Source organism: Streptomyces sp. URMC 123, from assembly GCF_051386515.1.
Taxonomy (GTDB): domain Bacteria; phylum Actinomycetota; class Actinomycetes; order Streptomycetales; family Streptomycetaceae; genus Streptomyces.
On the sequence record NZ_JBPQTV010000787.1, the window covers coordinates 1 to 249 of the forward strand.

A 249-nucleotide genomic window follows, 5' to 3' on the forward strand; every position below is an offset into this window, starting at 1 on the left:
CCCCCCCCCCCCCCCCCCACCGCCGCGTGCCACGCATGATCCGTACATGCCCCCGTCCCCTTGGGCCCCCCGGGCCACCGCTCCCGCCGCGGGCCGCGCCGTACGGGCAGCCGCCCCCGCCACGGGGTTGCTGGCCCTGACCCTGGCCCTCACCCTGACCGCCTGCGGCACCGAGCGGCGTGCCGACCCGTCCGCCGGCGGCCCCGGCCAGGGGCGGAGCGCCGGCGCGACGGCCACCCCGTCCCCGAC

General features: G+C 83.1%; 1 pseudogene. It reads left to right on the forward strand.

The features are described 5' to 3' along the window. Positions 1-46 precede the first annotated feature (46 nt). Positions 47-249 (forward strand): annotated as a pseudogene (locus ACSNOD_RS32010) (hypothetical protein); the annotation flags it as partial.